The sequence below is a fragment of the [Borrelia] tanukii genome (assembly GCF_030439725.2).
Classification (GTDB): Bacteria; Spirochaetota; Spirochaetia; order Borreliales; family Borreliaceae; genus Borreliella; species Borreliella tanukii.
On the sequence record NZ_CP124032.1, the window covers coordinates 1 to 19,856 of the forward strand.

Below are 19,856 nucleotides of genomic sequence, written 5' to 3' on the forward strand. Positions count from 1 at the left end.
ATATAATTTTTAAATAGTATATATATTTTAGCTCTAAAGATTAGCCCTAATAAATTAATATTTAGTCTAAAAAGATAAAGCTTTAACTCTGAAGAATAAGAACTTAACCTGAATTTTTCAAGAATCCCAAACTTTAACCTAAAAATTTGAATCTCAAATTTTTAGGTTTTTTTATAAATTTTATAAAAAGCATATAATGTTCACGGGTTTTTATTCAACTTTTTTTTCAAACTCAAGTCTACTAAACAAAAAAATTTTTAAGATTAATCCCAATGGATTCATTCTAATTAGTGAACATCTTATCGATTCTTCTAGCACTACTCACAAATTGCTTAAAATTATTAGTTTTATAGAATTTCATTATTTCATCTCAAAAGTCTAAATATCAAAACTCCATACAATTTCAAATCTGATATACTTTCGTATACGTTGGGCAATAGTTTGCAAATTCAAAAATATTCTCTAATTTGCTCTAATAAAAATTTCCAGATGTATTGAAAATTTAAACAAAAATAAATTGCTAACTATTCAATGCATGTCAAATTAATTGTATGGCGAAAAATATATTTTGGGGATTACTACCAAGCAAATGAAAAATCGCTTACTCTTCGATTATCAAGCCTAAAGAAGCACCGCATAAAATCAAATAAAACTCTAATTCACAAAACATCTTTTCAGTTAACACCTTGCATATTGCATCTATACCGCAATTTAACTACATTAAGTCATTTTCGCTTCCAAAGTTCAATCAATGCAATCTAAATTATTACCGAAACAGCTCTAACGAACTTACATCTACTATTATAAATTTGATTTCAAATTTTTTTTACTTAAAATGAATTTTGTAAAAATTTGCATAATTAAAAACGATACATTAATGCAAACCCCAAGGAATCTAGGGATCTACAAAAACACTAGTAAATTACAAAAACAAATTATATCTAAAATTTTTTGCTTAATTAGTTGGAGTGGAAAATTCTTTGTAGCTTTTCGTCAAAATCTAGTTTAAGATTTTGTGCCAAATTGGATATGTCTTTTTGCAAGCCCTTCCTTATCAATCTTAACTTTCAAAAGCATCTATCTTAGCGTCCAAATTAGATAACCCCCTTTGTAAATTCTTTTCTACACTGTCAATCTTAAAAAGATCATCAAACTTTATCCCAAATTGTTTTTCTAAATCTCTATATGTAAGCTCATTGCGATAATATTTTCTAACAAATCTTTCGTTAATTAGTTGCTCCATTCTTTCCTAATTGAAGGAACTCTTTACATATTTTTTCCTTCAGCAATATTAATTGTCAACACAGCGATTCCATAATTTATTCACTTATAAAATAATAAATTAAAGCTTAAATAACAACACATTTTTATTATCAACTAATAATGTTGCGATAAAAATTCTCAATTTTCTTCAATTTATCTTTTCTTAACATAGTTTTTACAAAACAGTTATGCATTATTCTAATAATTCTTATCTCAAGAATAGAATAAAAATATCAAAAACTATTATTTAATCTTTTTAAAAAAGATGATAGCAAAAGTTTAAAAATTTAAATAGCTAAATAAAAATTCAACTACCATGTTAGTGTAATATTAATTTATTTATAGAAAGATTTTTATTTGGCTATTTACTTCGCAGAACCATTCTATAATCCCTTAAAATACTCTATAAATTATTTACAACTTCAAAAGTTTTTAAATCTTTAAGACAATAATCATCAAAAATCTATTCATAGATAATACATACCATTATTTAAATAAACAAATTTGATAAAAAATATATAAAAATAAATTTTTAAAAAGCTCAAAATACTATAAAACTTCTTGCAATGAACATATTATTATGATTATTTTAATATTCAATATTGAACACAATATTATATTGTATTCAATATTGAATTATATTGATATTGCATTATATTGAATATTAGATTTTAATTAAGGAGAATATTTATGAAATATAATATAATTGCAAGCATCTTAGTTTTTCTACTTTTAAATGCTTGCAATCCAGATTTTAACACCAATCAAAAAGATATAAAGCATCAATCTAGTAAAAAAGAACTAAGATCTAATAGAAAAAGACTAAAATCCAAAAAGGGATTAACACCTAAAACAGAAGTAACCCCAAATCAAGCAGTAACCCTAACTCAAGAAAAAGATCCTAATCATAGCGCAAAAAACACACTGCTTGATGATTTAAGAAATTTAATAGAAACAGCTAACAAAGATAGAAAAAAATATGTAAAAAAAATAGAAGAAGAACCTTCGGACCAATATGGAATAGAAGCTTTCAAAGAATTATTTTGGCAAGGCTCATCTGAAACGGTAGCAACTAATACTGAAAGATCCAAAAACTATAGAAAATCGACTTATTGCACCTTAAATGATATTGATATTAGTGAATTAAAGAAATTATCAGAAATTATAATGCTATCAAATCAAACACAAGGACTATTCAATATCCTTAGAGGATTTGGGGGCATTCTCGACGAAGTAATTGTTCGCTTATATCCCAAAAAAGATGCTCTAGGCAAACTAGAAATTTCAGATTTAGAAAATCTTAAAAATTCGTTTGAAAAATTATTATCTATAAAAGCAAGCATCTCAGAAATGTTAAACCAACTTTTATTAGATTATCAAAATGATAAAAATTCTATAAAAAAAGATAGCACTGAACTTGAATTTCATATATATACAATTTTCAAACAAATGCTAGAAAAATGCGAAGAAGCAGAAAAGCTAAAAAATGATATATTCTCAATACATAACCTTTAAGTTATGTATTGAGATTGTCATAATGCAAAAACTATCTTCAATAAAAGACAGGCTTGACGTTTTAACTAAAAATTACAAAGAATTTTTCATGCCTATAATTTACATAAACTTTAGTTAGAGATAAACCTGTTAAATAATATAAATATGCTTCTATGGTGCCTTTAGAAACCCATACATTGGAAATAACACAATCGTTTTTGTAATAAAATAAAATTTGCAATAATAATATTATTTAAATAAACAAATTGGATAAAAATCTATCAAAATAGATTTTATAAAAAACTAAAATCACCATAAAACTTCTCTTAATTAAAATATTATTATGATTATTCCAATAATACATATTTATTATATTTCAATATGATAATCAATATTGAAATATAATAAATATTGAATTATATTGAATATTAGATTTTAATTAAGGAGAATATTTATGAAATACAATATCCTTGCAAGCATCTTAGTTTTTCTATTTTTAAATGCTTGCAATCCAGATTTTAACACCAATCAAAAAGATATAAAGCATCAATCTAGTAAAAAAGGACTAAGATCCAATAGAAAAAGACCAAAATCTAAAAAGGGATTAACACCTAAAACAGAAGCAAAACCAAATCAAGAAGTAGATAAAAATCAAGAAGCAAAACCAAATCAAGAAGTAGATAAAAATCAAGAAGCAAAACCAAATCAAGAAGTAGATAAAAATCAAGAAGCAAAATCAAATCAAGAAATAGGCCAAAATCAAGAGGAAGATCCTAATAAAAAAATTAAAAATACACTGCTTGATGATTTAAAAAATTTAATAGAAAAAGCTAACGAGGACAGAAAAAAATATGAAAAAAAATCGGCAGAAGAAACAGAAGACCAATATGGAATAGCGGCTTTCAAAGAATTGGGATGGCCATCACCAGGTGGTGAAAAGGTAGCCGATAATACCGAAAGATCTAACAGATATAGAAAACGAACTTATGCTACATTAAATGATATTGACATTAGTGAATTAAAGACATTAACAGAAATTATAATGCTGTCAGGGCAAACACAAGGTTTATTTAACACCCTTAGCGCATTTGGGGGGACTCTAGACGATGTGATTGTTCACTTATATACCAAAAAAGATGCTCTAGACAAACTAGAGATTTTAAATTTAGAAAATCTTAAAAATTCGTTTGAAGAATTTTTATCTATAAAAACAATCGTCTCAAAAATATTAAACCAGCTTTTATTAGATTATCAAAATAATGAAAATTCTATAAAAAAAGATCAAGCTAAGCTTGAATCTCATGTAGCCACACTTTACAATCAAATTCTAGAAAAAAGTGAAGGGGTAGAAAAGCTAAAAAATGACATATTCTCAATACATAACCTTTAAGTTATGTATTGAGATTGTCATAATGCGAAAACCATCCTCAATAAAAAATCAACTTAACGTTTTAACTAAAAATTACAAAGAATTTTTCATGCCTATAATTTACATAAACTTTAGACAGAGATAAACCTGTTAAATAATATAAATATGCTTCTATGATACCTTTAGAAACCCATACATTGGAAATAACACAATTATTTTTATAATAAAATAAAATTTGCAATAATAACTATTTAAATAGATAAAATATTTTTTGTATAAGTCTTAAGGGCGCTGTTTTTAAATTATTAATAAATTCAAAAGACAATATTGTGATTAAATACTAGCAATAAGCAAATTATTATTTTTATACTCTTTAATTTAATACTAGCGGTTAACAATAGATTATATTAATATTATTCATGGTATATACTTTAAAAGTAATTAATATAAAATTAATTACGCTTTTGATAATTTCATTTTTAATAATTGGCGGTTCAAAAAATTATATAACAAATCAAAGGGTTAATCATAAAAAAGTGAATCAATCCTAAAATAATTAATTTCTTTAATATTTTATTACTATTAACACAATAACTAAAATTTCAATTTTGTTTGAAGTTTTAAAAAAGAATGAACTTAATGAAAAAATAGATAGTGTAAACACTAAAATAGATAATGTAAAAAAGCGTTTAAAAGAAAGCCTTAATGCAAGTAAAAAATTAATACTTTTTAAAGAATTGCAGCAGAAATTCTTTCTCCAATCAACCACTATATATTTAAATAATATAATAGTTAATATATGATCTTTATAGAAAAGAAGCCCCCAATAAATCCAACCATAATAAGGATCGTGTTTATTGATACTAGAATTTACTCTCAATACTCAATCTTCTAAATTTAGATAGAATCTAAAAACAGTATTTTCAAGACCTATAAGAAAAAAATATTTTACTTATTTAAATAAGTATTGCTGGAAACCTTATTTTTGATCTGGAAGCCACCTTCTTATTTCTACTAGAATAACCTCTTTTGATATCATCAAAAAGTATGTTCCGCGTCAAAATGAATCTATTTTATTAATAACCTCATCTCCACCTAAATTTCGGAGAAATTGTAACTGGAGAATTCTTTGTTATTCTTTTGTTAAAAATTCCAAACTATATTTCCTATTTTGCAAACATCATAAACCAAATTACTTATAATATCTCCTTCTTATTTTTCTCTTAGTTTTTTTTGCATTATTTCATAATTTTTTTGATATTTTTTCATAAAAATCGTAATCTTCTTGTTTTTTTAACGCTAAATTCTTTGTAGTTTTATTGGATTTTGCTTTAACTTTTTATTGTTTAAATTTTTTTATTTCTTAATATAATTAATGTTTCTAATATACAATTTTTATTGAAAATTTTTCTTTCATAGCTCCTTCTTTTTATTGCATTAGCAATTTTTAAATGTTTCTGCCCTTTTTTGTTCAACTAAAAATTACATACCACCAACACATACACTTGCTTCTTAAGCTATTCAAAGCTCTTTTTATCATCTTTTAATTTTTTTTATTCTCTATATTTTTTGTTTTAAAGAATTAAAAACTCTTTTAAATTCTTTTTCAAGTTTTTCTCTTTTCCCCTTTCTTTATCTTTTAATTTCTTAATTTTTTTCATCTTCACGATACGCTTTAAAAAACATTTTGCCACCTGTTTACTCTATTTTACTCTTTAACAACTATCTTAAATTTATCCCCCCAATCTCTTTTAATTTTAAAGCTTGGGCAGCAATTTTCATTATTTTAGGGGGTTCCCCCTTATTTATCACTATCAACACCTACTTTCCAACTGGTTTTTGTAGTTGCTCATTAATACACATTAAATAGTGCACTATTATTTTTAAGTCAAAGATTATAAAAATAGCTTTTTGTATCTTTCTATAATGGCTTTTTGGGTTCTAAAAAAAAGGCAATCTATTAGCACAACATGATCCTCAAAGCTTTATTTCAGACAGCTCCTGTCTTGGCTTTTATTTCTTTGTAATAATAAGCCTTAAAATTTAGAGATGAATTTATATCTCTATCATACAAAATATTACAACTGACGCAAGTCCACCTCGTGTTACTTAAATTTAAAAGATGCCTTTTAAATTTGTAAATGTTTAATACACATAATAGAAATTCTAAAAGTTAAAACTTGGATTTGCTACCCATTTATGTCATTTTTAATCAAAATCAATAACTTAGCAAACAAAAAACATTGCTTATTTAAAAAATGATCAATTTAGAATATAATTTCTATAGTTGAAAAATGAAAAAATAAATATAAATTTGAGCTACTTGTGTTTCATAATAAAAAATAGAATTGGTTTTATATGCTAAAATAGAGTTTGCCAATTAACTCTTAAAGTATATTTACTTATACTGCTTTGTGGTTTTTGAAAAGTAAATTTTAATTATTAAAATAGGAGAAGAAAGGGATTTATGAATAAAAACTTTATTATTTCATTACTATTTATAATGTCAGCATTCTTATTAGTATTAGGTTGTGATTTATCAATAAATAACGATCAAAACAAAATGGATGATATTTAGATTACAAATGCTCAAGCAAAAAAAAGTCTATCGAGCTTAAAAGCTCTAAAATTAAAGATGATAATAATGATAAAAATCTTTTTTATTCTTCTAGAGTATCTAATTATTCAAATTCTTATAGTAAAACCTGTTCATCTTGGAAGATAAAATGATTAATTCCATCCAAAAAACAAAAGAATGCTATATCTATAATATAATTGCAAAAGCTTTTAATTTTAGCCTATATTTATAAAGTTTTTATTATTGTTATTTGCTTTATCAAGGCCCAATAAACATTCTTTGTTGGCAGATTTCCTATACACTAATTTATTTTTCATAAGTTTTTTTTAATATTATCTAATTGATAATTATTACTAACTATACTTATAACATATATTTTTGCTTTAAATTTTTTAACTTTTTATAGCAGTTTCGTAATTGATTTTATCAATTTATCTACTTAATCTCCTTATTATAAGAATTTTTGTAAATATGCCGTTTTTTCTCATTATAGTAAGTGCACATTTTTTATCATTTTTGCTCTTGTCGCTTAGATCAAAAGAAAAATCCGTATTATTTTAACCATTATCTTTATTTTCTGTTGCTGCTTTTTTTGCATTTTTTTCATTGTAAAAGCAAGTAGTATACAAAAAAACAATAATAAATATCAAAAAGTTATAACGTTTTATATAAATAATCTTAATAAATTATTAATTACAATCATCACTGCTATCATAAATTAAATATTTTATAGCTTATAAATTTTTTAATAATTTGTACTATTTTCAAGATATTCTTTAAAACAACTTAAAGAATATCTAAATTTAGATAAACCATTATTCATATCACTAACCTTTACAATATCTTTATTATTGTCATCATTATATACTTTCTTTCTTCACGATCTTCTAGTATCTCCTAAATCAAAAAATAAGGCTTGTGCTTCATTATAAGTTTATTATCTTATCTATTCATTTCATAAAAGTGTGCCTACTTACAGAATTGGCAATATCATCATATATAAACCTGTAACTTTATATTCAACCTCTTTCACCCATGTTTCATTTTTTGCTTTAATAGCATCAATTTCTTTAGTTATTTTATATATTTGATTTGTAACTTTTAAAAACTTATTCTTGATTGCCTTTCAAGATAATTCATCTTTTTAAATCTTAATCTTATCTATATTTAGCTTTTTGTTCTTCTAATTTTTCTTTAAAGGATATGAATATAAAATCAAAATTTATATAGAACTAAAGTTTAAATTAAAAATGTTATTGACAAGCACAATTTGGATATTGAATTTGCTCATTAAACTCTCTAAGAATAGATATTATTTCATTAGTTTCTTTTTTAAATATTAATTATGTAGTTAGCATTCTTATAACTTTTTCAAGATGTTCAACTTCGTCAATATTATCTCCTACCTCTTCTGTACTTTAAATAGCTTTTAATAACTTAGTAACTTTCAATCATGTACTTATAAGGCTTCCCTAGAAACATTAACAAACTTAGATATTGATTCATAATAAAGTTCGCTTACGTCTTCATTATGAAGATTTTTTCCATAACCTTATTTTGATTTTGAACTATAGTATCCTTTACATACTTCCATTAATCTCTAAATTATCTTTTAATAACTAGGGAATTAATAACGCTATTTCCAAGTTTGCTAAATTTTAAAAATATTCCTACACTGTTCATAAAAATAATTTTAAGAAGATCTATTTTAAGAACTTTATAAAACTATTTATATAGATATTTGAATAAAGAATTACGTAAATGTATTCAAGCATTTCTTCTGGAGTAAATTTTTCATAGAATTTATTAAAAAGTTAATATTTATATCTTCTATTAACTTTTGGTAAACATTTGCTAATTTGTTATTTTTTTTATCTCTACATTTAGCAAAAATAACAATTACAATTCTAGTTTTATTATCAAAAGCAACATTACAAGCTTCTTTTAAATGTTGACTTTTTCAAGATGATTAAATGCTTAATAAACCATTAAATATTGAAATTTATAGATATTTTTTAGAATGGATTTATAAATAAGTCCTATTGATTGTCAAATTTTATTGGAATTTTGCTTAATATTTCTTTTGGAACTTCAAATAAAAAATTTTATTCTCTCTATTAAAAAATTATAATTTTGTTTAAATTCTTTAGTAAGTATTTCATTTAAGCTACTGACAAAAACGATAACAATGGATTTATAAATGTAATAAATTACTTTTGTTTTTATTGAATTAACATAATATTGTGTAAAAAGTCTTAGTAAAAATAAGAATAGGGATCTTTTGAATTTAGTTTGGTTTCCGTAAAAATAAAGTCTTTAAAGATAAAATCTGTATTAATTATTTACTACATTGGTAGTTTCTTTTAAAATCCGTTTAAAATTAATATGTTCATTATTATCTTTGATTTCATCAATTAATTTCAATATGTCCTTCATAATAGAAAAGTTGGAAAGTATAAATTTCTTAATATTATAAAAACTTATTTTTCATTAATTTTATCAAAAAAATAGCAAAGAATACTCCACCTATAATTTCTATGAAATTTAGGTGGAGATGAATTTGCAACGTAAGTTAATATATAATATAATAATTAAAAAAATAATGGGCGCTAATAAAGCTTATAAGTACAGAATATATCCTAACACCAATCAAAAGAAATATTTTTCAAAGGTATTTGGATGCGTAAGATTTTTGTATAACAAAATGTTGAGTGATAAGAAAGATTATTATGAAAAGAATAAGGAAAGTCTTAGTGTTAATCCAAGTAAGTATAAAAATGAATTTTCATTTCTAAAGGAAGTTGATAGTTTAGCTCTTTGTAGTGCATGGATTGACTTAAATTCTGCTTATAGTAATTTTTTTAGAGAAGTTAAAAAAGGAAATAGAACACAAGGATTTCCTAAATATAAAAGTAAGAAAAATAGACAAACTTTTAGAACTAATAATCAAAAAAACTCTATAAGAATAGAAAATAATTATATAAAATTACCCAAAATAGGATTTGTAAAGTTAGCCCCACATAGGAACATTAAGAGTAATGAATTTATTAAAAATGTAGTAGTAGAAAAAGATACTGATGATAAATATTATGTTTCAGTAGCAGTTGAGTGCTTAGATATTAAAAATAATGATAAAACTAAAGGTGATAAAAAAGAGATAGTTGGTATCGATATGAGCATGAGGCATTTTTTAGTAAGTAGTGAAGGTGAGAAAATCAATCATCCTAAATATTTACTAAAAAATGAATCCAAACTTAAGAAATACCAAAGAAAACTATCAAAAAAACAAAAAGGTTCTAGAAATAGAGCTAAATCTAGATTAAGAGTTGCCAAGTTGCATAGGAAAGTTTCAAAGCAAAGAAAAGATTTTTTACATAAATTATCTTATTATTTTGTGGTTAATTATAAAAATATAGTGATAGAAAACTTGTCAATTAAAGGTATGCAAAAAGGAATGTTTGGCAAAAGCGTTAATGATTTAGGATGGTATGAGTTTGTGAGGCAATTATCATATAAATCAGAGTGGTCTGGATCCTATTTGCATAAAGTTGATAGATATTTTCCATCAAGTAAACTATGTAACAATTGCGGTATTAAAAATACAACTCTAAAATTAAGTGATATTAAGTGGACTTGTGGTAGTTGTAATGTTTTGCATGATAGAGATATAAATGCAGCTCTAAATCTTAAAGCTTATTATTATAAGGAAATACAAACTAAGGCAGGAACTGCCTGAAGTAAAGCTTGTGGACCATGCTCTAGTGGATGACCGTTCTTTAGAACCTAAAAAGCTATCATGGGATGAAACAAGAAGCTATTTCTATAATCTTTGATTTAGAAATAGCAGTTCACTATTACGGCAACCAATAAAAAGTCTATATGTAACAATTTGGTATGTTGACTCAGAAGCTCATTAATATAAAATTGTTAGTGTCCGTGCTTTTTTTTAAGTGAATTATGTTTTTGATTGCTCGAAGTGCAAAACTAAAAACACCTATAATACTATTTATTTCATTCCTGTTAACAATAAGTTTTAGTTTTTTAAATCGAATTTTAATATATTCTTTTACTTTTTTTAAAAAAATTCACTGTTGTTTATTTTCATGAAGATGAATAATTTTTAATTGATTTTAATTTTGTTTATTTTTTTAAAGCCCTTGTTATTGGAAAAAGACACATTTATTCTTTTCTCATGATTAGGAATATTTTTTTCGCTTTTTATATAATTGTTGTAATAATTTTCTATTAGCTTTTTGTTTGAAAATCTTTTTTTAAATCTTGTTTCCCAAATTTCATTAAAATCATTTATTTTATCTGTTTTTCCGTTCATCATCCATATTTTTTTGCTGTATTTGTTTTTAAACTCTTTTACGAAGTGGTTTGAAATATCTTCAATTCTATATTCTTTTTCGTATTTTTCTATTGCTGATTTTAAGTTTCTTAATGCGTTTATATAAGTTTTCTCATTATTGCTTATTTTTAGTATTTTTGCTATTTGAAGTTTTTCTATTTTATGGACTCTTATTAGTTTGCTCGTGATGTATTCTTTGTAAGAAAATTTTTCAATTTTTTTTCTTATAGAATTCTTTATCTTATCTTTATCTTTTATACCTTTAGGTATAACATCTGCAATTGATTCATCTGCAGATGAGCTTTTAGTTTTTGTATTATTCTTTATCATAGTATTTTCAATTTCTTTATAAAAATCAGATACTATTTTTTTATCTTTTACATATTCTAAAATTTCTTCATTAATTGCTTCTTGAATAACTTTAAAACGGTGCTCCCAAAGATTTTTATTTTGTATATAAAATGCAAAGCTTCCATTATCTTTCCCCAAATGCTTTAGTTGGGTTGTTATTAATAGTATTTGATTTAAAAATGATATATCATATTCTAAGGTCCTGATTGATATTTTTTGATTATCTTTTGCAAGGCATTTGTTAACTATATTGTATATTTCCATTGTGGAATATGTTTTAAGTTTGTTAGATTTATAGTATTCTTTGTTTTTAAGTTCAATTGCCCAGCATACTTTTAGCATTCTTTGATATATGGCTCTTTTTTTAGTTAAATATGATTTTAGTCTTGAGCACTTTAGTTCTATTAAATTAGAGTTTGTGTTTTTTTGGTTGTGTTTTAGAAGCTCTTCTAATGTTATGAGATTGTTAAAATTTTTGTTGACATTATTTTCTATTTTTATTATCATTATCTTATCCTGGCTTCTGAAGTGAAATTTGTTGTAGTTTCAGAAGCTTTTACAATTATTTTGCTTGCACTCTAAGTTTTTACTGCATTACAAGCAAAATAATTAGCTTTTCATCACATTCTATAACAATGTTTTTAAAATGTCAATATGATGGATTATAAGATATGACCTATGTTGTTAGAAACAATTTGTATTTCATGTTTTGTAGATTTTCGGGTCATTATTTTTTTTGCTTGCTCAATTCTTAATTGAATTGTTTCTTTCATGCTATTTGTTATAGGTTTGGGCCTTCTAAAGTCCATTAGAAAGTATGTACAAAAATCTTCTAAAAGGTAAGGACGGTTGTCTACATGGATTGCACATTTTAAAATTTTTGATTTTTTAGATATAGTATTTTTGCTAATTGAAAGATTATAAGAATCTTCTAATATATTTTGGAATTCTTTTAAAGAATAAAGTCTTACACCGTTAATACTTAACATAAATACCTCATTAATTTCATTTTATTATAGATTGTGTGTTAGTTTCAAGGAGTTGGGTTATATGTTGAATACTTTTTTGATAGAGCGCTTGCTAAGAGTTGTTACATGATGTGAATGAAGCTTATTATGGCAATTTGTCTTACCTAAAAAAATTTACAATAAGTTTATATTTTTAAGAAATGGGCTTATACTTGTGGTTTGGTTTAAGTATTTTTTTTCAATTTTGTCCTCTAATAAAGTGATATCAATTCTGATGCAGCTATTTTCTTGTATAATATTGATGTCATTTAAGATAAAGTCTAGGTTATTTGAGTTTAAATTTTTAGTCAAAAAATTTGTTTTTTCTAAGAAGATTAATCTTATTTTGCCCCCTAATCCGTTTTCATTTTCAATAAAAGATCTTAACGTTTTTAGAATTTTTTGTTTGTTGTTGATAGTTTTTATTTGATTTGAATTTGTTAAGATTAGTTCTTCGTAGATTTTTGTGCTCAGATTTAACAACATTTTATTTGTTGTTTTAATGTTTACATTTAAATTTTCATTAGTTTTTATATCGACGGTATTAATAATTTTTATATTTGAATAGCTGATTTTTGTTAAAAAAGGAAGTTCAATGATCTGGTTGATCCCTTTTAAGAGTAAATTAACTTTTTGGCTGTTTGCTTTATTCTCAAAAAGGTAAGTATTATTATTCTTTATAATAGGAATAAACGCATTTTCTATATTTTCTTTTCTATAAATAGAGCCAAGTATTTTAAGTCCGATTTGATAAATTTCATCTTTATTGCTAGCTTTTAAATCAATTGTATAAACTTTTACTACCATCATATCGTAAACTATTTTAAGTTTTTCTTCACTTACATAGTTAATATAAAATTCAAGTTTTCCCTTTAGAATATCTGTTGGTAATTTAGAAAATTCATTTGATCTTAATTTTAAGCTAATAATTCCACCTTTAAATGTTTTGAGTAATACATTCTCTTTTGAATTTGTTTTAATAGTTTTTTCAAAATTAAGTTCAAATTTAAAAGCTATGGGGTTGATAATGAATATTTTTTTATTTTTTACAAAGTAAGTATTAATAATTGACCTTGGGTCAGTATACACGATTTCTCCTATAGATGCACTTTGAAATTTATATAAATTGGGATTAGACATGATCTAATCTTTTAAATTGGTTTTTGTTAGAACAACACCTAATAATAATAGTTTTTTAATTTTAATTCAAGCTATAAAATGAGGATGTTTTTATTTGAATTTATTATATTATTTAATTTTCTGATTTTGAGAAATTTTTTAAAAATAAATATAAGATAAACTAAAGGGGATTTTAATGAATGTAAAGTTTGTTGTAAAAAATTTTATTTTGGTATTTTTTTTAATTTCTTGTCAAACTTATCAAATAGCTTATGATAGGTTTTCTCAAGTACTAGATTCACAATATGATGTTGGGGTAAATTATTCTAGAGATGGAATATTTAAGTCTGTAATTTCTATTAGATATGATAAGTTAAAAGATAAAAGGGAATATTTTATTTTGGTTAAAGTTGATGCTAGAAATTCTAGTCAAATAAAGCTTGAAAAGATCATCACGGACACTAGATTTGAGTCTAAAGGGGAGTTGGTTTCAGAAAACAGTAAACGTATTGTTTATTATAATGATTTTTATGATTCATATTTTCCTTATGATTATACAACAGTGATTACTGAAAAAAATATTAAGGTAGAAATTTATAAATTTAATATTTCAGAAAGCGAATTTATGAGATTTGTTGCTTTGGGTAATGATAATATAGCGGCATTTAGAATTTATGCTTTTAGAAATGATGTTGTTGTAAGTTTTAGCAAGATCTTGTTTAAAAAGTTTTTGGACGATTTTAATTTAAAAGTTAAAGAACTTGGTGCGAGTTGACTTTAGTTTGAATAATTTTTAAGCTCAAGTTAAATGATTATTTACTAGGAAGGAATAAATTAAGAGTACTTAGTATAAATAAGTTTTTTGATATTAATTTGTGATAATATTGTTTTTATATTGTCCATTATGGTTAACCTTTTGAAAGGTTGATGAATTCTAGTATGGCTTTTTCATTTCTCAGCAAGAATAGTCCTTCTCTTATTCCATTATGGAACTCTTCAAAGGAAATTAAGATTGTTTTTAAGTTTTTATCTTTATTATCTATATTGTCATAGTAAAAGATGAAGTAAGGCCTTCCGGTATTATCTTTGAAGCCGAGAAAATTTACAAATATTGCTGTTTCTTGAAAATCTGTTTTTAAATTGTATGATAGACCATTTTTGTATAAAAAAATTCCATTGCCTTCAAGGTTTTTAATTTCTAAATTATTGATTGTATTTTTGATTTTGGTAAAACTTTCAATTGCTTTTAAAATATATTTTATTGATGAAAATTTGGCATAATATGTGTGGTTATTGATTTGGAATTCCAAAAATATTCCACATTCATTTCCAGCTCTAATTACATCTTGTTCATTTTTAATAGAAGCTGCAATTTTTTTGTCAACAACAAGATTGATTTTAAATGTAGAAACATGGTTTAAGGTTTTTACATTGTCAATTGCTAAATTTTCTGTTAGATAGACTTTATAATTAATAAATATTCCTTTTATATTTTTAATTTTAATTTGTTTAAATTCATAGTTTGTGTTCTGAGCATATATTGCTAAATTTTGAATCAAAAACATTAAGAATATAAAAGTTTTGCTTTTTATCATGTAACTTATTATATGATAGCAGTCTTGAATGATTTTAGTAAACCGTTTTTATCTATTAAGTATGAAATTTAGAAAAATTTTAGATATATAAGTGGTTTTTATTTGATTTCCTCTATATAAAAGAAAACCTCTTAAAGATAAGAGGTTTATTTAAAAGAATGTATGGTATGAAGTAAATATTGATAATAAATTCTTTTAATTTTAAAAAAGGAGAATATTTAATACTCAATTATTAGTTCAATAATTGAGTATTACCAGGTATTTTGAAAATTTTTTTAAAGAATTCTTTTTTGTAGAAAAAATCAAAGATTATTCAAGTTGAAATTTTATTTATTGTTAAGTTTGATTAAATCTTAGACATCTTGTTGTAATTTTATACCTCATATTCACTTAATAGAAATTAAATTTTTAGTTAATTTATGCTTTTTAGATTTTCATTTTTTCTATTTGCTATAGACTTATTGGTCTAGGCGTTGAATGTTTTAATTTTTAGCAAAAAAGAAGTCCCTACCCCTAATCTTATTTGGAGAGGATTAATAGGGGTGTTGGGGACTGTTAGTAGATCGTTTTCTACCTTATATATATAATATTTTATTTTTTTAATTTTGTAAATATTATTTAATAATAATAAATAAAATTTGGTTTTTTAAGCAAAATGTTAAATTTTAACTTCTTTTCTACGATTTCCTTTTAATTTTTTAGCTGTATTGTTTGTTTTAGCATTTTGTTGTTGTGGTTGATTTTCAATTTTATTGATGGCTTTTAAGAGTTTTATTTGTCCTTTATTAGGGGCTTTTCCTTCGTTGTTAAGCTTCAAAGGGTTTAATTTTTGATTCATTGTTTGAATCTCTTTAATTTCCGCCTCGGTTGGTTCATAATTTATCCATTTTTTATCTATCCAGCCTTTTTCCCATTCATAGTAGCTTTCATTGAAGTTAGTTCTGTTTTGTTCGTCGAAGTGTCTTGCTAGTGCGGCAATTATTTTTGTTCCATATTTAAGCATTTTTTCCGTTTCTGTTTTTATGATAAATGTGTCGTAATCGTAATTTTCCCCAGTTTGCATATTAACAATGTCAACTATAAGTTTAAAAGTATTTATGCAATTCATTGCAATATTGGTGGATGAAAAATTAGGATCACTAAGGGCTTTAATATTAAGTTCATATTTTTTCTTTAAACTTATTGGAATTTTGAAAAAGTCGATTATAAAGCCATTTATTTTTGCTCGATAGTTAGCTTCATATTGGGAATTCCCAAAGAAAGTTCCTTTTATGCCCCCAATTGCATATTCATTATAGTTTCTTGGTATTTCTTTTTGCATTTTTATCCTTCAAAAACATATTATTATAATTTATGTACTACAATATAGTATTGTATATCAATTAATATTCAATATCAATTTATATACAATATAAATAAAAAAATATTTTTAATTTTGTTTTTTTTCTAAATTGTTGTAAATTTTAACTTATCTTTAACCTTTAACCATTTATAAAAAGTCTTTAAGAGAGAAATTTCTTAGGACTTTTTATTTATTTAATTTCTCTTTAAGAGGTTATTAATAAATTTTGCTATTAAAATAATCGAAGCTTTTATTTTTAATAGTTTTCGAAACCATATCCGATTTCTGATTCATTGAGATAATTAATATATGATATAAAATAATTAATATATGATATAAAATAATTAATATATGATATAAAATAATTAATATATGATATAAAATAATTAATATATGATATAAAATAATTAATATATGATATAAAATAATTAATATATGATATAAAATAATTAATATATGATATAAAATAATTAATATATGATATAAAATAATTAATATATGATATAAAATAATTAATATATGATATAAAATAATGTAAAGGAAGTTTGCATGAAAAAAATAGCATTTCATATTCAAAAAGGTGGTGTTGGCAAAACTACCTTAAGTGGTAATATAGCAAGCTATTTGTCTAAACTAAAAAAAGTTGTATTAGTTGATTGTGATATACAGCAAGGAAGTTCTTCTACATGGTTTCTTAATCATGAAGTTCTTAGGTTAGATATTAAAGATTGTCTTTTGAAGAAGGTAGATATAGATCAAGTATTAAAACAAATACAAAAAAATTTTTATATTTTGCCATGTGTGCCGAGTGGAACTTTTAGAAGAGATGTGCAGCATGAATTGCAGGATTTTCCATATTTGATAGATGATTTTTGTTTGGAATTAGAAAAATTAGGATTTGAATTTGCTATTTTCGATTTATCTCCCAGTTTTGAACTTTGGGAACGAAGAATTATTCTTGCAATGTGTGAAGTTGTTACCCCATTGACCCCAGAATTTTTAAGTCTTGAAGGAATTAATATTTTTAAGGAAGAGTTTGATTCTTTGTTAAAATCTTATAGAAAAAAGGTTAAACATGAGAAGATTATTTGCAATATGCTTAATAAAAGTTTTAAGCGACATAATATACATTTAAGGCAATTTAAAACTTTTGGATATGATCTTTATGAGATTGGGCAAGATGCTAAAATAGCAGAATCTCAGTTATATAAAAAGTCGATTTTTGATTATTATCCTGAGAGTAAGTCTATCTCGGGACTTTCAAGATTGGGAGATGCTTTATGCCTATAAGCAAAGAGGTTGATTTAGAAGAAATTATTAAACAAAATGTTAGCAAATCCAAGTTTGCTTTTCGTGCCGACAATGATGTTATTGGTAATAGTATCTCAAATGTTAAGCCTGGTAGATCCAAGATGACGATCAAACAAATAAGTGTAGGATTGAAATATGAATATTGGGTTGAATTTTATTCTATTTTAGATAAAAAGGGATTAACAGCTTCTGGTTTTATAAGAACTTTGATTATGGAATATATAGAAACTTCTAAGAAATAATAATTTTATTAGAGGTTTATTATTATTAAATTCTTTGATGCGTCGATTAAGGTTTTCCAATAAGAAAATATTTGATTATTGATGGCTTAGAATAAATTATTATTTTATGTTCCAACTTATTTTAAAGCTTTTATTTTAAGACAAGGAAAGATCTTGTAAAAAGAAGTGTTTTGAGTAAAAAATAACAAAGAGTTCCCCATCTATAATTTCTATGGAATTTAGGTGGAGATAAATTTGTAAAGGGAATTAAATATAGTTATTTAAAAAATAATGAGCGTCAATAGAGTTTGTAAATACAAAATATATCCTAACACTAGTCAAAAAATATTTTTCAAAAGTATTTAGATGTGTAAGATTTTTGTACAATGAAATGTTAAGTGATAAGGAGAAATTATTATGAAAAAATAAGAAAGGTATTGGTATTAATCCAAGTAAGAATAAAGATGAATTTCTATTCTTAAAGAAGGTTGATAGTTTGGTTCTTTGTAGTGCATAGTTTAAGTCAAGCATGTGTATAATAATTACTTTTAGAGAAATGTATGCGAAAAGGGAATGTTTGGGAAAAGTATTAATGGCTTAGAATTGTATAAATTTGCAAGGCAATTATGATATAAATCAAAGTGATATCGATCCTCTTTGTATAAAGTATAGATATCATTAAGTAAATTGTACAGCAATTGTGATATTTAAAATACAGCTCTAAAAATTAAGTGACATTAGTTGGATTTGATTTAAATCACAATATTAATTGTAATTAAAGCTATTGATATTAATATTATTAAATAAAACTTATTTCTAATAATTAATAAATAAAAAATCAATTTTAACATTTCTAGTAATAAGAAAAAAATATTAAAACATTTTTTACAAAATCTGATTAATTTTGAAAAAAATGTTTTAAGTTGCATGCTAAAATATACTATACACAGAGTTAAGCATGAATACACTATTATCGATGTCATAAAAATTTTAATCCTCCCTTAATTTCTGATAAATTTCAGTTTATCTCAATTCTGTAAAAATTTCATTTTTGTTTATCGATAGTTTTGTATTATTTTCATTCATTAAGCGCGTATTATAATATTAATATTATAAAGTGTCTTGAAACGTTGGTTTAGCTATGCTATCTTTTGAAAAGTTTCCACCCAAAAAATTTTTTTGTTTCCTTTTTTTTATTTTTTTTACTTAATTTGCCACATTTGATATGTATTCTTTTTTCTCTAGGTTTTGAATTGAAAATAAAAAGTATATTATCTATATAATTTTTATTCAATGTTTTAAATAAGCCATATTGATCTAGATCTAAGACATAATTAGGATTTGTTTTTTTTAAAATTTTAAAATAGTAGGACTTACTAGGCAATATTATTGGATTTTTATATATTTTTATTGCAAACTCTTCAAACGTTATAGCATTTTTAACCAATTCTAATAGATTATACTTGGGGAAATGTTTATTGGGATTGTAGCTTTTTAAAAAGCTTGGTGTTATAAAATATTTTAAAATTTGTTCTTTGGGATATAAATTAATATTTTTTTTCCCATAATTTTTGAAAGCTTTTATATTTTGTGATGGTTTATAGGGGATAATTTTCCCTTGTTTTTCTAATCTAAGCAGTTTTATATAAATGGTATTTTTTTTATGCTTTTATTTTGTAGGATTTGTACTTCTTTTAAAGTAAAATATTCTTGATTTTTATCATCAATAAGCATTGTTACTCCCTATATATTTGTATGTAGTTTACTATAAGTAATTAAATGTGTCAAATGAAGTGTAAAGGATATTGTTTTTTCAATTTGGGGAATTGGATTTTAAACTAAACAATTATAAATT

Annotated in this window: 13 protein-coding genes and 1 pseudogene; 8 read left to right on the top strand and 6 right to left on the bottom strand. The window is 23.9% G+C overall.

Going from position 1 to position 19,856, the window contains the following annotated elements; genetic code table 11:
• Positions 1 to 1,060: 1,060 nt before the first annotated feature.
• On the bottom strand, positions 1,061 to 1,243 hold the full coding sequence (locus QIA27_RS00135) for a hypothetical protein (protein ID WP_301353235.1): 183 nt from the start codon (positions 1,241 to 1,243) through the stop codon (positions 1,061 to 1,063).
• Between the two features lie 710 nt (positions 1,244 to 1,953).
• On the opposite strand from QIA27_RS00135, the gene QIA27_RS00140 reads away from it, so the two are divergent.
• The 4 genes from QIA27_RS00140 to QIA27_RS00155 all read left to right on the top strand — a co-directional run bounded on the left by QIA27_RS00140 (position 1,954) and on the right by QIA27_RS00155 (position 10,440).
• The gene (locus QIA27_RS00140) at positions 1,954 to 2,778 is read left to right on the top strand and encodes a virulence associated lipoprotein (protein WP_301403379.1); all 825 of its coding nucleotides are present in this window, start codon (positions 1,954 to 1,956) and stop codon (positions 2,776 to 2,778) included.
• 433 nt (positions 2,779 to 3,211) lie between these two features.
• Positions 3,212 to 4,147 (top strand): virulence associated lipoprotein, encoded by a 936-nt coding sequence (locus tag QIA27_RS00145; protein ID WP_301403380.1) that lies wholly within the window; start codon positions 3,212 to 3,214, stop codon positions 4,145 to 4,147.
• 2,607 nt (positions 4,148 to 6,754) lie between these two features.
• Positions 6,755 to 6,856: a DUF5425 family lipoprotein gene (locus QIA27_RS00150; protein WP_301353247.1), complete on the top strand. Its 102-nt coding sequence runs from the start codon at positions 6,755 to 6,757 to the stop codon at positions 6,854 to 6,856.
• 2,450 nt (positions 6,857 to 9,306) lie between these two features.
• Positions 9,307 to 10,440 carry an RNA-guided endonuclease TnpB family protein gene (locus QIA27_RS00155; RefSeq protein ID WP_301403385.1) on the top strand — a complete coding sequence of 378 codons (1,134 nt, stop codon included), beginning with the start codon at positions 9,307 to 9,309 and terminating at the stop codon, positions 10,438 to 10,440.
• 384 nt (positions 10,441 to 10,824) lie between these two features.
• Here the strand turns inward: QIA27_RS00155 and QIA27_RS00160 are convergent, their stop codons facing one another.
• The 3 genes from QIA27_RS00160 to QIA27_RS00170 all read right to left on the bottom strand — a co-directional run bounded on the left by QIA27_RS00160 (position 10,825) and on the right by QIA27_RS00170 (position 13,502).
• Positions 10,825 to 11,913: a plasmid maintenance protein gene (locus QIA27_RS00160; protein ID WP_301403381.1), complete on the bottom strand. Its 1,089-nt coding sequence runs from the start codon at positions 11,911 to 11,913 to the stop codon at positions 10,825 to 10,827.
• Positions 11,914 to 12,068: 155 nt separating this feature from the next.
• On the bottom strand, positions 12,069 to 12,395 hold the full coding sequence (locus QIA27_RS00165; RefSeq protein WP_301353239.1) for a hypothetical protein: 327 nt from the start codon (positions 12,393 to 12,395) through the stop codon (positions 12,069 to 12,071).
• 153 nt (positions 12,396 to 12,548) lie between these two features.
• Complete coding sequence (locus tag QIA27_RS00170; protein WP_301403382.1) at positions 12,549 to 13,502, bottom strand: hypothetical protein; 954 nt, start codon at positions 13,500 to 13,502, stop codon at positions 12,549 to 12,551.
• A gap of 226 nt (positions 13,503 to 13,728) precedes the next feature.
• Between QIA27_RS00170 and QIA27_RS00175 the strand changes: the two genes are divergently transcribed.
• A complete protein-coding gene (locus QIA27_RS00175; protein ID WP_301403383.1) occupies positions 13,729 to 14,307 on the top strand; it encodes a hypothetical protein in 579 nt (192 codons plus the stop codon).
• Positions 14,308 to 14,440: 133 nt separating this feature from the next.
• Here QIA27_RS00175 and QIA27_RS00180 read toward each other — a convergent pair whose 3' ends face one another.
• The gene (locus tag QIA27_RS00180) at positions 14,441 to 15,124 is read right to left on the bottom strand and encodes a hypothetical protein (RefSeq protein WP_363325344.1); all 684 of its coding nucleotides are present in this window, start codon (positions 15,122 to 15,124) and stop codon (positions 14,441 to 14,443) included.
• Positions 15,125 to 15,785: 661 nt separating this feature from the next.
• Positions 15,786 to 16,448: a hypothetical protein gene (locus tag QIA27_RS00185; protein ID WP_301353243.1), complete on the bottom strand. Its 663-nt coding sequence runs from the start codon at positions 16,446 to 16,448 to the stop codon at positions 15,786 to 15,788.
• A 570-nt stretch (positions 16,449 to 17,018) separates the two neighbouring features.
• On the opposite strand from QIA27_RS00185, the gene QIA27_RS00190 reads away from it, so the two are divergent.
• The 3 genes and pseudogenes from QIA27_RS00190 to QIA27_RS00200 all read left to right on the top strand — a co-directional run.
• Positions 17,019 to 17,759: a ParA family protein gene (locus QIA27_RS00190; protein WP_301353244.1), complete on the top strand. Its 741-nt coding sequence runs from the start codon at positions 17,019 to 17,021 to the stop codon at positions 17,757 to 17,759.
• On the top strand, positions 17,750 to 18,022 hold the full coding sequence (locus tag QIA27_RS00195; protein WP_301353245.1) for a hypothetical protein: 273 nt from the start codon (positions 17,750 to 17,752) through the stop codon (positions 18,020 to 18,022). Before QIA27_RS00190 ends, QIA27_RS00195 begins: the two co-directional genes overlap by 10 nt.
• Positions 18,023 to 18,292: 270 nt before the next feature.
• Positions 18,293 to 18,515, top strand: a pseudogene (locus tag QIA27_RS00200) (helix-turn-helix domain-containing protein); the annotation flags it as partial.
• Positions 18,516 to 19,856 lie beyond the last annotated feature (1,341 nt).

Excerpts from the sequence above, each read along its gene's own strand:
- QIA27_RS00135 (WP_301353235.1), bottom strand. The coding sequence starts at position 1,243 with ATGGAGCAACTAATTAACGAAAGATTTGTTAGAAAATATTATCGCAAT.
- QIA27_RS00140 (WP_301403379.1), top strand. The coding sequence starts at position 1,954 with ATGAAATATAATATAATTGCAAGCATCTTAGTTTTTCTACTTTTAAAT.
- QIA27_RS00185 (WP_301353243.1), bottom strand. The coding sequence starts at position 16,448 with ATGCAAAAAGAAATACCAAGAAACTATAATGAATATGCAATTGGGGGC.
- QIA27_RS00145 (WP_301403380.1), top strand. The coding sequence starts at position 3,212 with ATGAAATACAATATCCTTGCAAGCATCTTAGTTTTTCTATTTTTAAAT.
- QIA27_RS00175 (WP_301403383.1), top strand. The coding sequence starts at position 13,729 with ATGAATGTAAAGTTTGTTGTAAAAAATTTTATTTTGGTATTTTTTTTA.
- QIA27_RS00165 (WP_301353239.1), bottom strand. The coding sequence starts at position 12,395 with ATGTTAAGTATTAACGGTGTAAGACTTTATTCTTTAAAAGAATTCCAA.
- QIA27_RS00190 (WP_301353244.1), top strand. The coding sequence starts at position 17,019 with ATGAAAAAAATAGCATTTCATATTCAAAAAGGTGGTGTTGGCAAAACT.
- QIA27_RS00160 (WP_301403381.1), bottom strand. The coding sequence starts at position 11,913 with ATGATAATAAAAATAGAAAATAATGTCAACAAAAATTTTAACAATCTC.
- QIA27_RS00155 (WP_301403385.1), top strand. The coding sequence starts at position 9,307 with ATGGGCGCTAATAAAGCTTATAAGTACAGAATATATCCTAACACCAAT.
- QIA27_RS00195 (WP_301353245.1), top strand. The coding sequence starts at position 17,750 with ATGCCTATAAGCAAAGAGGTTGATTTAGAAGAAATTATTAAACAAAAT.